The 13,381-nt window shown below is 45.8% G+C and carries 13 protein-coding genes; 7 read left to right on the top strand and 6 right to left on the bottom strand.

Annotated elements, in window-relative coordinates; all coding sequences use genetic code 11:
- Positions 1-147 precede the first annotated feature (147 nt).
- The gene (locus QD47_RS12010) at positions 148-1,737 is read right to left on the bottom strand and encodes a DEAD/DEAH box helicase (protein WP_044646344.1); all 1,590 of its coding nucleotides are present in this window, start codon (positions 1,735-1,737) and stop codon (positions 148-150) included.
- Between the two features lie 325 nt (positions 1,738-2,062).
- Between QD47_RS12010 and QD47_RS12005 the strand changes: the two genes are divergently transcribed.
- From QD47_RS12005 to QD47_RS11990, 4 genes are all read left to right on the top strand, one after another.
- On the top strand, positions 2,063-2,884 hold the full coding sequence (locus QD47_RS12005) for a YitT family protein (RefSeq protein WP_044646343.1): 822 nt from the start codon (positions 2,063-2,065) through the stop codon (positions 2,882-2,884).
- A gap of 172 nt (positions 2,885-3,056) precedes the next feature.
- Positions 3,057-3,245, top strand: coding sequence for a hypothetical protein (locus QD47_RS12000; RefSeq protein ID WP_082067170.1), 189 nt, complete (start codon positions 3,057-3,059; stop codon positions 3,243-3,245).
- A gap of 231 nt (positions 3,246-3,476) precedes the next feature.
- The gene (locus tag QD47_RS11995) at positions 3,477-4,655 is read left to right on the top strand and encodes a putative glycoside hydrolase (protein ID WP_044646342.1); all 1,179 of its coding nucleotides are present in this window, start codon (positions 3,477-3,479) and stop codon (positions 4,653-4,655) included.
- Positions 4,656-4,851: 196 nt separating this feature from the next.
- Positions 4,852-6,222: an MATE family efflux transporter gene (locus tag QD47_RS11990; protein WP_044646341.1), complete on the top strand. Its 1,371-nt coding sequence runs from the start codon at positions 4,852-4,854 to the stop codon at positions 6,220-6,222.
- 12 nt (positions 6,223-6,234) lie between these two features.
- On the opposite strand, the gene QD47_RS11985 is transcribed toward QD47_RS11990, so the two are convergent.
- The 5 genes from QD47_RS11985 to QD47_RS11965 form a co-directional block, all read right to left on the bottom strand.
- On the bottom strand, positions 6,235-6,438 hold the full coding sequence (locus tag QD47_RS11985; RefSeq protein ID WP_014280850.1) for a DUF3906 family protein: 204 nt from the start codon (positions 6,436-6,438) through the stop codon (positions 6,235-6,237).
- Between the two features lie 187 nt (positions 6,439-6,625).
- Positions 6,626-7,597 (bottom strand): 6-phosphofructokinase, encoded by a 972-nt coding sequence (gene pfkA, locus QD47_RS11980; RefSeq protein ID WP_044646340.1) that lies wholly within the window; start codon positions 7,595-7,597, stop codon positions 6,626-6,628.
- Positions 7,598-7,620: 23 nt separating this feature from the next.
- Positions 7,621-8,700 carry a tetraprenyl-beta-curcumene synthase family protein gene (locus QD47_RS11975; protein ID WP_044646339.1) on the bottom strand — a complete coding sequence of 360 codons (1,080 nt, stop codon included), beginning with the start codon at positions 8,698-8,700 and terminating at the stop codon, positions 7,621-7,623.
- A 238-nt stretch (positions 8,701-8,938) separates the two neighbouring features.
- The gene (locus QD47_RS11970; protein ID WP_044646338.1) at positions 8,939-10,354 is read right to left on the bottom strand and encodes an MATE family efflux transporter; all 1,416 of its coding nucleotides are present in this window, start codon (positions 10,352-10,354) and stop codon (positions 8,939-8,941) included.
- Between the two features lie 206 nt (positions 10,355-10,560).
- Positions 10,561-10,758 (bottom strand): cold shock domain-containing protein, encoded by a 198-nt coding sequence (locus tag QD47_RS11965; protein WP_044646337.1) that lies wholly within the window; start codon positions 10,756-10,758, stop codon positions 10,561-10,563.
- A 173-nt stretch (positions 10,759-10,931) separates the two neighbouring features.
- Here QD47_RS11965 and QD47_RS11960 point away from each other — a divergent pair, with 173 nt between their 5' ends.
- From QD47_RS11960 to pepF, 3 genes are all read left to right on the top strand, one after another.
- Positions 10,932-11,165 (top strand): hypothetical protein, encoded by a 234-nt coding sequence (locus tag QD47_RS11960; protein WP_044646374.1) that lies wholly within the window; start codon positions 10,932-10,934, stop codon positions 11,163-11,165.
- Between the two features lie 6 nt (positions 11,166-11,171).
- Complete coding sequence (locus QD47_RS33155; protein WP_025686450.1) at positions 11,172-11,360, top strand: hypothetical protein; 189 nt, start codon at positions 11,172-11,174, stop codon at positions 11,358-11,360.
- Between the two features lie 199 nt (positions 11,361-11,559).
- The gene (gene pepF / locus QD47_RS11950) at positions 11,560-13,356 is read left to right on the top strand and encodes an oligoendopeptidase F (RefSeq protein WP_044646336.1); all 1,797 of its coding nucleotides are present in this window, start codon (positions 11,560-11,562) and stop codon (positions 13,354-13,356) included.
- Positions 13,357-13,381 lie beyond the last annotated feature (25 nt).

The following is a 13,381-nucleotide window of genomic DNA, read 5'->3' as shown; positions in this document are numbered from 1 at the left end:
CTATATCATACCGTATTTCATCCCCAATGCGCCAGTGAAATCAATACTTCAGCCATCGAAGCAGGTTGCTAAGAATTTTATACTTTTTGATATTATAACAAAAAACCGAAGCGAGAATTCACTTCGGCTTTCCTGTTATTTCAATTCTTATTCAGAAGAGGAATCTTCGCGTCTTGCAGGACGACGAGTTTCTCCGCTACTGCTTGGACGTGGCCTGCGATCTCCGCTATTGCGGCTCGCGGAATCACGGTTGTAGCTACCGCCTTCTTTGCTGCCACGGTTATAGCCACCATATCCGCCTTTACTGCCACTACCACTGCCGCCAGTACGGTTGGAGTTATAACCACCGTTGCTGCGTCCGCTGTAGTTAGACGGCTTGCGACCGCCGGTACGAACATCCGGTTTACGACGTTTTGCACGAATTGGATCTTCCGGAGTCAGCTCAACAGACGCTTCTCTTTTCTCGCCAGTCATCAGCTTCAGAGCTGCGGAGAGAAGTTGTACGGAGTCATACTGCTCCAGCATTTGAATAGCCAAACCTTTGTATTCGTTCAGCTCACCGCTTTCTACAGCCTCCAGGAGACGTTCTGCGATGATGCGTTGTTTGCCTTCCAAAGCTTCAGCCAAAGTTGGAAGCGGCTTACGCGCAATACGGTGACGAGTTACACGCTCAATGAAATGCAGATGATCAATCTCACGAGGCGTTACGAAAGACCATGCTTCCCCTTCTTTACCTGCGCGTCCGGTACGTCCAATACGGTGAACATAGCTTTCCGGATCTTGCGGAAGGTCAAAGTTCACAACGTGAGTTACACCGGAAACGTCCAAACCACGGGCAGCTACATCAGTTGCTACGAGCACGTCAATGCTTCCGTCGCGGAATTTGCGCATTACGGCATCACGTTGGTTCTGAGACAAGTCACCATGCAGACCGTCTGCGGAATATCCACGTTTTTGCAGAGCTTCAGCCAGCTCGTCTACCCGGCGCTTGGTACGACCGAATACGATAGCGAGTTCTGGGGATTCCATGTCAATCAAACGGCTCAAAGCTTCGAATTTTTGACGTTCAGGAACTTCAATGTAGGCCTGATCAATCAGTGGAGCACTAACTTGCTTAGGGATAACTGAAACATGCTCAGGGTTTTTAAGGAATTGTTCAGCCAGTCTTTTGATATTAGGAGGCATCGTAGCCGAGAAAAGCATCGTTTGACGCTCGTCCGGAACCTGCTTCAGAATGGATTGGATATCTTCCATAAAGCCCATATCCAACATTTCATCCGCTTCATCCAAAACAACGGTGTTTACGTCTTCCAGCTTGATGGTTTTACGGTTAATATGGTCGAGCAAGCGACCTGGTGTACCAATGATAATTTGAGGTTTCTTTTTCAAAGCGCGAATCTGGCGCACGATATCTTGACCGCCATAGATTGGCAGGGTGCGAAGACCTTTGAAGCGGGACAGCTTTTCGATTTCTTCAGCAACCTGAATGGCAAGCTCACGTGTTGGAGCCATAATCAGTGCTCTGATTTTGTCGTCGTTTTTAGAGATTTTGCTGATCAACGGAATACCAAAAGCTGCGGTTTTACCTGTACCTGTTTGGGCTTGGCCAATCATGTCTCTTCCTTGCAACGCAAGAGGAATGGATTGGGATTGAATCGGCGTCGCTTCTTCAAAACCAAGCTCTGTAATCGCCTCAAGTACTTTCGGTTCAAGATTAAATTCTGCAAATGTCGTCAAATTTATTCAAACTCCTTCATAATGGTGGATGTGGTGGACAATCCACAATGTTGTCTGTATTCTTAAGTAGCGATATTATTGTATAGGTTTTCCCAATACAGTAACAGTTTATTTAGGCCTATAACTGCATCTTTCTGTATAAACTCGGGTAACCTTATCCGATACATCTTAAACGAATTTATCCTTTTTAAAACAGTTTAAATTTTAAGTGTTTCTCTGGACAGAAGGTCCCTACTCAAGAATATCCACATCGCATTATAGCACAAAACAATTCATGAATACCAGCAAGTTGCTTTCCGTATATTTTAAATGAGGTGAAAAAACGTTGTTAAAAATAGTGTTAAACTGTTTTGTTGTCATTTTGGGAGCCGCTGCTATAGCAAGCGGTTTTAATCTGTTTCTCGTGCCCCACCACCTGTTGAGCGGCGGAGTAGCAGGGCTTTCCATGTTAATCGGCTACTTTACAAAATTCGATATCAGCGTGATGTATTTTGTCCTGAACATCCCGATGCTTATTGCTGGCTGGTTTATTTTGGGCAAACGATTTATTAGTATGAGCATTTTGTCTGTTGTCGCCACAACATGGATTTTGGCCTGGATTCCGGTGCAACCTCTCGTTAAAGATCCGCTGCTTGCCTCCGTTTTTGGTGGAGTGCTGATTGGCGTTGGAGCAGGGATCTCCTTTCGGGTGGGGGGGTCTACTGGCGGTTTTGACATTATCGGCTCCATCGTCACCCGTTACCGTGATTTCCCTGTAGGGACTGTGCTCGTCGGTTTGAATGGGCTGGTTATTCTGGCAGCGGGATATTTGAACCAGGACTGGAATATTGCCCTTGTGTCCATGTTATCCATTTTCGTGACCGGCAAGGTTTTGGATCAGATTTATGTGAGTCACACCAAAATAACCGTTTACATCATTACTGGGCATACCGAGAAACTGCTCAGCCGAATGCTGACGACGCCACGTGGAGTCAGTAAAATTAAAATTGAAGGTGCATTTTCTCATACCGAAAAGGATATGCTGATGACAGTTACAACACGCTACGAGCTGGCAGAACTGAAACGCATTATTAAGCAAGTGGACCCCTCTGCTTTCGTTAATATCGTGGAAACGGTAGGGGTTATGGGCTCTTTCCGCCGAAGATAAGCATGAACCCAAGTGTCAAAATGCAGTTTCTGTGGTACACTATACGTGCGCTGTTCCCATATTATATAAAGACCAGCTTTACCTGCTATTTCACAGGCACTTTGCTTTTCCGATTCGTACCGAATGATTCTTATGGAATGATTCCGAGCAGGAAAGGGTGATTTTTGTGGAAATGGAAACGGTAAAACTGTCCGACATTGTCTTGAGATGGTATCCAGAAATGCTCCCGTTTCTCAAAAAGAATGAGCTGAACTCGATGATTGTACTTCGGGACGGGATGGCCATTCTCAAGCCCACGGATGCGCTCGAAATTATTCAGTACAGTATTTGTGAGCATCAGGACAATACGTATCTTCAGTAAACATCTTCATTAAATCTCTCCACCAAGTGCCGCTTCTTCCGGTTGCAGTTCGCAGCCACGAAGAAAGCGGCATTATTTATGTCATTTTACGGATTCAATAAACATGGGTTGGGTTAATCATGTAAGACTGTGCCTGATGATTCCAGTATTGGTTACAACCGTGTTGTTTTTTCGATACATAACTTTACGTATAATCAGGTAAGCGACATACATAAGGGAGAGAGTTAGGAAATGAATATGATTTGGGCAATTATGCTATTGGCAATGGGTATGGGCGGAAACGGGGATCAGTCAGCCAACGCCCCAAATGTAAAGGATACGGTGGCAATGACAATCAGCAGCGCGATGATTCAGGCCCAGCAAAGTAATCTGAAGGTGGATGCCTCCAATCCTCCGGTTAAAGTTGATCCCCAGCCGACGACTCCTGCAATCAAGGGCATTTATGTCACGGCTTATAGCGCAGGCGGTTCGCGTATGACCCAGCTGCTTGAACTGCTAGACAAGACAGAGCTCAATTCCATGGTTATTGATATTAAGGATGATGCAGGTTACATCACTTATCCAACGACCAATCCCGAGCTGTTGAAATTGGGTAAGCCGCAAAAATTTATTCGGGATATCTCCGGTTTGATGGAGCGATTGAAAAAGCATAACGTTTACCCGATTGCCCGTATTGTTGTATTTAAAGATACGGTATTAGCCAACAAGAATCCCGAAATGTCCTTCCGTAATCCTGACGGCTCTGTCTGGAAAAACGGCAAGGGAGATGGCTTCGTTAATCCCTACAATAAAGAGGTTTGGGATTATAATATTGCTATCGCCAGAGAGGCGGCAAGGCTGGGCTTCAAGGAAATTCAGTTTGACTATGTACGTTTCCCTGAGGGCTTTGAGAAAAGAGCCGACAAGCTGAAATATACCAAATCCAATCAATCACGTGTAGATGCGGTCGCTGAGTTCGTGCAATATGCCCGTAAAGAGCTTGCTCCACTGGGTGTGCGGGTATCAGTAGATATTTTCGGGTATGCCGCATCCGTTCCCGCTGCGGAAGGAATCGGACAGGATTTCGCCAAAATTTCCGAAAACGTGGATGTCATTTCTCCTATGATCTATCCAAGTCACTATACAACAGGCTGGTTTGGTGTAAAGGACCCTGACAAAAATCCGTACCAGACCATTAAGGGTTCGATGGCGGATACGCACAAAAAGCTTGACCCGACAGGTAAGCTGAAACCGATCATCCGTCCATGGATTCAGGATTTTACCGCAAGCTGGTTGGGAAGCGGTCATTATGCCAAATATGGTAAAACCCAAGTCGAGGATCAAATTCGAGCGCTCAAGGACATGAAAGTGGATGAATATTTACTCTGGAATGCTACAAACCGCTATACGAGCGGAGTAACGTACAAATAATCCATGTATCCCGGTCTTATCATTACTTTTAAGGAATACACCAAATTATTTAGAGGTTTCCAAGGCTGCCCCATTCGTTTGATCATGGGTGCAGTCTTTTTTGTTGCTGTTCAAATGCTGCCGCATCCCTTACAATAAATACTTGACATGTTATGATATATACGTTTGATAACTCCAAGTAAGTGAGGACATGAAAATGCATTTGACGCTAACTAACAGCCAAAAATGGAAGCAGCTTTTTAACATTTTGCTCCCTATTCTGGTAACACAGCTTGCACTATCCGCGATGACTTTTTTTGATACTAATATGTCGGGACACTTTTCTTCTGCCGATTTGGCTGGTGTGGCCATCGGAGTGAGTCTGTGGGTACCCGTGCAAACAGGCCTCAACGGAATACTTATGGCCATCACCCCCATTGTATCGCAATTGGTTGGAGCACAGCGCAAGGACAAGGTTTCTTACTATGTCATTCAGGCGCTGTGGCTCTCACTCACTCTATCCATGATTGTTCTGATTGCAGGTATTTTTCTCGTTAAGCCTATTCTTCACGGAATGAATCTGGAGTTGAGGGTTCATAATGTGGCCTTGTACTACCTTTGTGCGATGGCCTTCGGCATTGCCCCGCTCTTTGCCTATACGGTCCTTCGGAGCTTTATGGATGCACTGGGACAAACTCGGTTTACAATGACCATCACACTGATGTCGTTGCCTATCAATGTCTTGTTGAATTACTTACTTATTTATGGCAACTGGGGTTTTCCCCGTCTGGGGGGTGTGGGCTCCGGAGTAGCAACTGCCGTCACGTACTGGATTGTTATGCTTGTCACTGGCATCATCGCACATCGGGGAAGGATATTTGCCGAATACGGGGTTTTCAGCAAGATATACTGCATCGCTGCTAGCGCTTGGAAAGAACTTATCAAAATCGGCGTACCCATCGGCTTTGCGATCTTTTTCGAAACCGCTGTCTTCGCAGCTGTTACCCTCTTCATGAGCAGTTATAATACCGCAACAATTGCGGCTCATCAGGCCGCTATGAACTTTGCGACCACGCTGTATATGATTCCACTCAGTATTTGTATGGCACTCACGATTCTGGTTGGGTATGAGGCAGGGGCAGGACGATCACGGGATGCAAAAATATACAGCGTAATGGGGATCAGCAGTGCGATTGGTCTGTCATTGATCACAGCTGTTGTGCTTGTGATCTGGGGCGAACAGGTCGCCCGGGTGTACTCCACCGATCCACAGGTTATTCAGTTAGCGCAACATTTCCTGCTCTATGCGATTTTCTTTCAAATATCCGACGCTATCGCTACACCTACTCAAGGAGCACTGCGTGGATACAAGGATGTCAATTCGGCCTTTCTGATTACATTCCTGGCCTATTGGGTTATCGGACTTCCTGTAGGATATATTATCGCACGTTGGACATCATTTGGTCCCTACGGCTACTGGATTGGCTTGATTACAGGTTTGGCCGCGGGAGCAGTGGCACTTCTCTTCCGCCTGCTGGTTGTACAACGACGTTTTGCCGAAAAAAAACGACACGCAGAGGCTGTTTAGCCTTTGCGTGTATCAGCGTGTTTCCATGACATAGGCAGTACCCGAAGTTATTCTTTTTTTCTCCACAATAGCTACTTCGTTCAGTTTCGGAGGATACAGAAAATGTCTCTCCACATGCTGATCCACAGCCTGGAATGCCTGCTCCTCATTTTCCGCAACGAGAATAACAGTTAAGGCTCCTTCCGAGCTGTCCACTTCGATTTTGAACAAATACATGGTTCATTTCCTCCAGACCTGCTTTAAATGTCAGGATATTGAAAAATTTGATTCCAGCCGCTCCAATTACAGGTTCTTGGATTTTTGCAAAATCCTTATGTTAAAAAATAAGCGGATGACTGGGGTCATCCGCATGAGTTTAAGAATTCCCAGATGTGAACCAATTGTTACATAAAACTGCTATTCATTACTGGGACAAGCGCAAAGCCAGCTCGTAAAGCTCCATATTGAATTCTTTTTTCGTATTTACGACCTTGTCAATATCTGTGGCTACCAGCTTGCCGTCAATCGTTCCACAAGCCTTGTCAGATATACCTTCAATCAATTGACGAACAGCAAAGTCACCCAAACGGCTCGCCAGATTACGGTCAAATGCAGTTGGTGTGCCTCCACGTTGAATGTGTCCAAGCACCGTTACACGCGGCTCATAATCCGGACAGTTTTCCTGGATTACCTGTGCTACGGTGTCACCTTTGCCTGCGCCTTCAGCAACGATAATGATACTGTGGCGTTTGCCGTGCTTAAAGTTTTGCTTCATCCGATCAGATACTTCATTCAGGTCAAACTCTACCTCGGGCACCAAAATCGTTTCCGCGCCGGAAGCCAGACCTGCATGTAAAGCAATATCGCCGCAATGACGTCCCATAACTTCTACGATAGAAGAACGTTCGTGGGATGACATCGTATCACGCAGCTTGTTGATGGCGTCCACTACGATACTAACCGCCGTATCAAAACCAATCGTATAGTCGGTGAAGGAAATGTCATTGTCAATCGTACCCGGAAGACACATGGTTTTAATTCCTTGCTTGGTCAGTTTGTTAGCCCCTTGATAGGAACCGTCGCCACCGATCACGACTACGCCATCAATTCCGCGGTTACGCAAAATTTGTGCGCCTTTTTTCTGCCCTTCTTCAGTCGTAAATTCCTTGCATCTTGCAGATTGAAGTACAGTACCCCCACGTTGGATAATATCTCCGACACTTCTCAAATCCATCGGGAAAATATCATCATTCAGCAGGCCCTGATATCCGCGCTGAACCCCGAATACTTCAAGTCCAAAATACAAGCCGCTGCGCACAACGGCGCGAACTGCGGCATTCATCCCCTGTGAATCTCCACCACTCGTTAATACTGCGATTTTCTTAATTGCTGTCATGATTTATGACCTCCTCAAAATGTTCATAAAAGCCTTCTTATCCATCGACTGTTTAATAAGAAAAACAAACGCATGAGCGGACTGTTTTTCATTAAACGTTTCGAAACCGCGCGCACTTCCTGCTGCTCGCTAACTTTGGGGTCGGATAAATATAACGCCAGCAATCCCTCGATAATCATCCGGTGAAAGGAGCTGGCAGGGACATCTGCAATATCAACCCGCGCCCGATTCACAACGTAGGCGATCCGGTCCAGCATCATGTCGGTATCTTCATAGTAATTGCAGAAGTTAAGATCTCCGCCCTTCCGGTCTTCGTCTTGATCGATTAGATAATCCAGCAAAATATGAAGACTGCACACATGTGGAAAATACGATGCATGTATTGAGGCAGCCTCCGCATCTGTGAGATGCCGGTCGCTGGCAGCAAGAAACAGCATAAAGACCCCCAGGGTTGAACCGGTAGCCGCAGCAAATTCGTTCCAGCGCAGCTCCGGTGTACGGCCCTTATGAACCGACCACCAATCCAATAGCGCTTGTTCGCGCAATTCGGGTTTAATATGCTTGTAAACTTGCAAATCCGTGTATAATCCCGCCAGATCCTGAACGTAAGGCATTGCCGCCTCATAGCCAGAAAGCCTGCTTACACAAGACTGACAGGTTGTCACCAGCCCGGTCAAATAACCGCCATCCTCCTGCTCACGACGCAAAGCGTAATAATTCACTGGCTTGGCTGCCGGGTTGACCGCATCCAGCATAGACTGGTGCAACAGCCTGAAATCATCCGGGTCCATGGACGTGCTGCGATCACACAGGTTGTCCAGATAATCGCTAATCGTCTGGTACGCCACAATAAGCGGAATTAACGTCTGCCGGGCAGACATATTCCCTGCGGCATAAACCGCCCCGCCTACACAGTGAAACGTCTTTTCTGCTATGCTTGCAAGTGCCTGACTTCTCAGCTCGGGATCCGGAATCTGTTTAGCCTTGTGTTTCCAATTTCCCAATTCCTGCTTCGTTTCAGGGAGAATGTGCTTGTACATTCGGCTCATTAGACCTATGGGGCCTCTCGGAACTTGATAACGTCCTTGCTCAACATAACTCAAATGACGGTGCCTCCACATTGTTGTCTACGTAATTATACCTATCCAAACCATACTCATTATAATATGATCGTCCTTTTAGCACAAATGAACAACCTCACTTTTTCTTTAATATTTAAGAAAAATGAGCCATTTTCACAAAAAATCTTTATACCTGTCATGACCAAATGCACAAAAATTGAAATTAAACAAAATTTACCCTGATAAAATTATTAATCTCAAAATAGGTTAAAAGCCCTGCCTATCCCTCATCCTCTACGGGCTTCAAGCCTTGAAAGGCATCCCCCATGTTCGCCTGCTTCCATTTTCCAAAAGCATAATAGAAAATGACCGCCACTGCTGAGATGGCAAAACCGACAGGAAAGCTCCACCATACAGCATCCAGACCGTATTCATCGACGAACGCATAGGCCAGAGGAATACGAATGCCCCATAACGAAATGATGGTAATTAAAAGTGGCACGACTACGGAACCCGTAGATCGCATAATTCCTGTAATGACATTTGTAATACCGAATATGACAAAAGACCACAACGTAATCAGATTAATCCGCATCCCCAGTTCCAAAGCGCCGCCGCTAGAAGGAAGGAACATCAGCAAGGCCCCCCGGTTGAAGATGTAAATCAATACCACTAATCCACCAGTCAATACAAAATTGTACACAATTCCAATCCATGTGATCTTGCGCACCCGATCCCAACGCCCAGCCCCGATATTTTGTGCCGCAAAGGAAGACACAGCAGCACCCAGCGCCATGGCTGGCATCTGCACATAGCTGGACAAGTTATTTGCTGCAGTATAAGCCGCAGCCGCCACTGTCCCGTATCCGTTAATCAGGTTCATCAACGCAATTGCACTGGAGGAGACAGCAATCATTTGCAGACCCATAGGCACTCCCTTACGGATTAAGGTCCTAATAATTTCCCAATCGAATCTAAGCAAATGAAGCTCTGAAGATGTAATACGCAAAAAGTATTTTACACGGTAAAGATAAATGAGAATCAGCACAAAGCTGACCCCTTGAGCGATCAGTGTAGCCGCTGCGGAACCCCCGATACCCATCGCGGGTATAGGTCCCCATCCAAATATTAACAGCGGATTGAGCAGCACATCCAGTACGACAGAAACGAGTAGAAAGTAAAATGGTGTTTTGGAATCCCCCGCCCCTCTCATCACGGTCATAATATAGTTATAACCGTACAAAAAAGGCATGCCCGCAAAAATAATACGCGTATAAGTGATTGCCATATTCACAGATTCAGCAGGTGTGTTCAGCACACGAAGAATCCAGGGAGATCCAAAAAATCCGATAATGCCCACAGCCAGAGCAAGTACAAGAAAAAAGACTGCACTTGTGCCTACTATACGCTTGGTTTCAGCGACATCTCCCGCACCAATCTTCTGTCCGATCATGATAGTGGCAGCCATGGTGACACCAAAGATGGCGCTGATGAGAAAAAACATAATAATGTTTCCGTTGGAAGCGGCGGTCAATGCAGCCTCGCCCAGAAACTTGCCGACCCAGATCGAATTGATCGTTCCATTCAGCGACTGTATCACGTTTCCGAACAGCATCGGCAAGGAGAATAAAAACAGTGTTTTGGCAATTGGACCTTCGGTCAAGGAAGGTTTACGACTTGCCTCCGCTGCGCTCATCTTATCAACTCCTTCAATAGTAACTAATGTTTTGTTTCCATTACGGTATAATACCCTATTCCAGCTCAGCCTTCTCATATCATAAACTTTTTTACGCAAAAAAGCGCAGTCCCTTAAATTATAAGGAACTGCGCTCTCAATTCATCGTTTAACCGTAATATATAAGACATCCGTATAACGGAACAATTCTTACAATTCAGTTACACTTACAGTTTATTTACGTTAGCTGCTTGGGGTCCACGGTTACCTTCAGTGATTTCGAATTCAACCGCTTGACCTTCTTCCAAAGTCTTAAAGCCGTCGCCTTGGATTGCAGAGAAATGTACGAATACGTCCTCGCCACCATCCATTTGGATGAAGCCATAACCTTTTTCTGCGTTAAACCATTTTACTGTACCTTTCAAGTGAACAACCTCCTAAAAATACCGCCATCTATGGCGAATATCCATATTATACTTCATGCTTTTTCACAATGCAATTGATGTTTTGAGGGCTTTTACAGGCTGGAATGATTTGCTTTTGCGGCGGAAACTGAGGTATCATGAACCAAAACATCTTTAAAATCGGAGACATGCATATGATGAAAAAACACGAAATATACAAAAAAGACAATTGGAACATGATGACTGTCGAGGTGCAGGGCCGTTACATCGTTCTACGGGAAATATCCGATGACTGGGGCGAAGAAGCCCACACGTTTTTGAGCCGTCCAGCGCTGATGCATTGGGCTCAAAATCGGTTTCCCAAGCAGTCCTTTCAAGATAACGAGGAAGAGTGGCAGCAGATCATGAACGCTTTCAAACAGGTATAGCGCTTCATGGTATCCAATAGCTTTCTCATCTTCATTATTCTGGCCTTTACGCTGGGCGGAGTGCTGATCATGAAACGTGATACGTTACCAGCTCCTCTCAAAAAGTGGATGGCCCTCACTGCCGTAATCATGGTTTGCTTTGCCTTTTATCTTATTGTATACAGCTTATTAAATATAGGTTCCGACCCAAGGTAAAGAAAATTATACTTTTGGGCGCAGGAGGTCATACTATGGCATAACAAGCCATGGTATAAGGAGGATATGCCGTTACATGCATGCCACAAAACCTCTTGCTCTGCTGCTCACGGTCAGCGTGGCGGTTTCTTCGTTTTGGCAGCCGCCCCGTACCGCCGCAGCCCCACCCCACATTTCGTTCGATCAGAGGAGGCTCTCCATGAGTGAAATCGTAAAACGCGCAGATGCGCCTGCGGAAAATACCTGGAAGCTAGAAGATCTGTTTCCAGACCGCAAAGCATGGGATCAAGAGTACGAAGAAGTTAAACAACTAGCCAAAAAGGCTGCACAATTCCAGGGCAAGCTGAATTCAGCCGAAGTGATTGTCAATTGCTTTAAGCTGGAAGATGAACTATCGCTCAAAACCGAGCGCGTATACGTGTACGCCCATCTACATCATGACGAGGATACGGCTGAACCTACATATCAGGGCCTTTCGCAAAAAGCCAAAAAATTAGGCGTTGAGGTCAGTGAATCCCTGTCTTTCGTGACACCTGAAATTTTGGCGCTGCCCGACAATCAGCTCGATGCCTTGATTGAAGATCCGAAGCTGGCAGATTATCGCTTTACGCTCCAGGAAATGAAACGGGAGAAAGCGCATATTTTGGGTAAGTCGGAAGAAGCCCTACTCGCACAGGTCGGTAACCTGGCTCAAGCACCACAAACCATTTTCGGTATGCTGAACAATGCCGATATGAAATTTCCTAAAATCAAGGATGAAAACGGCAAAGAGGTTGAGCTAACACATGGCAGCTATATTCAATTTCTCGAAAGTCCGCACCGGGAAGTACGTGAGCGTGCTTTTAAAGCGGTCTATGATACGTATGCCAAAAATAAAAATACGATTGCTTCCACACTGAGTGCCAATGTGAACAAAAATGTTTTTTATTCACATGTTCGCAAGTACCCTTCCGTACTGGAAATGTCGTTATACGGTGACAATATCCCGAAAGAAGTGTATACCAATCTGATTGACACCATTCACGAAAGCTTGCCTTTGCTGCACCGTTATATCAAGCTGCGTAAAAAGCTGCTGGGTGTGGATGAGCTTCATATGTATGACCTGTTCGCTCCGCTTGTGGACGAATACAAGCTCGACATTTCGTTTGAAGATGCTAAAAAGCAAACGAAGGAAGGTCTAAAGCCGCTGGGCAAGGACTACCTGGCTTCGTTGCAAAAAGGCTACGATGATCGCTGGATTGATGTGTACGAAAATGAAAATAAACGTACAGGTGCATATAGCTGGGGTGCTTACGGTACTCATCCTTATGTGCTGCTGAACCATAAAGATAACCTGAACAGCATGTTTACGCTCGCTCATGAGATGGGACACGCGCTGCATTCGTATTACTCGGATAATGCGTTGAAGTATCGGGATGCCCAGTACACCATTTTCCTGGCTGAAGTAGCATCGACAACGAATGAAGCGTTGCTGATGGACTACTTGCTGAAAAAGTCCACCGATCCAAAAGAGAAAATGTACCTCCTTACCTACTATGCGGACCAATTCCGCACGACGGTATTCCGTCAAACGATGTTTGCGGAATTTGAGAAAATCGTACATGAGCGCGCAGAACAGGGGGAATCCCTTACACCGCAGCTTTTGTCGGAGATTTACTATGATCTTAACGTGAAATATCACGGCCCTGGCATGAAAGTAGACAAAGACATTGAAATGGAATGGGCGCGTATCCCCCATTTTTATAACAGCTTTTATGTCTACAAATATGCTACCGGCTTCTCTGCGGCAACCAGCTTCTCGAAACAGATTCTGGAAGAAGGCCAGCCAGCCGTTGACCGTTATTTAGGATTCCTGAAGAGCGGCGGTAGCGATTATTCGATTAATATTTTGAAGAAGGCCGGCGTGGATATGTCCTCTCCGCAACCGATCCGCGAAGCGATGAGCGTATTCGAGGAAGTTATTACGGAAATGGAAAAGCTGACCGCCGGAAAGTAAAACTATACACGATTAAAATCCGGCA

This window comes from Paenibacillus terrae (assembly GCF_000943545.1).
Classification (GTDB): domain Bacteria; phylum Bacillota; class Bacilli; order Paenibacillales; family Paenibacillaceae; genus Paenibacillus; species Paenibacillus terrae_A.
This window is presented reverse-complemented; position numbering and strand designations above follow the sequence as displayed.

Bases quoted from the DNA above. Each gene is read 5' to 3' on its own strand.
- QD47_RS12000 (WP_082067170.1), top strand. From the start codon at position 3,057: ATGGAAACGGTAAAACTGTCCGACATTGTCTTGAGATGGTATCCAGAA.
- QD47_RS11995 (WP_044646342.1), top strand. From the start codon at position 3,477: ATGAATATGATTTGGGCAATTATGCTATTGGCAATGGGTATGGGCGGA.
- QD47_RS11990 (WP_044646341.1), top strand. From the start codon at position 4,852: ATGCATTTGACGCTAACTAACAGCCAAAAATGGAAGCAGCTTTTTAAC.
- QD47_RS11985 (WP_014280850.1), bottom strand. From the start codon at position 6,438: ATGTATTTGTTCAAAATCGAAGTGGACAGCTCGGAAGGAGCCTTAACT.
- pfkA (WP_044646340.1), bottom strand. From the start codon at position 7,597: ATGACAGCAATTAAGAAAATCGCAGTATTAACGAGTGGTGGAGATTCA.
- QD47_RS11970 (WP_044646338.1), bottom strand. From the start codon at position 10,354: ATGAGCGCAGCGGAGGCAAGTCGTAAACCTTCCTTGACCGAAGGTCCA.
- QD47_RS11960 (WP_044646374.1), top strand. From the start codon at position 10,932: ATGATGAAAAAACACGAAATATACAAAAAAGACAATTGGAACATGATG.
- QD47_RS33155 (WP_025686450.1), top strand. From the start codon at position 11,172: ATGGTATCCAATAGCTTTCTCATCTTCATTATTCTGGCCTTTACGCTG.
- pepF (WP_044646336.1), top strand. From the start codon at position 11,560: ATGAGTGAAATCGTAAAACGCGCAGATGCGCCTGCGGAAAATACCTGG.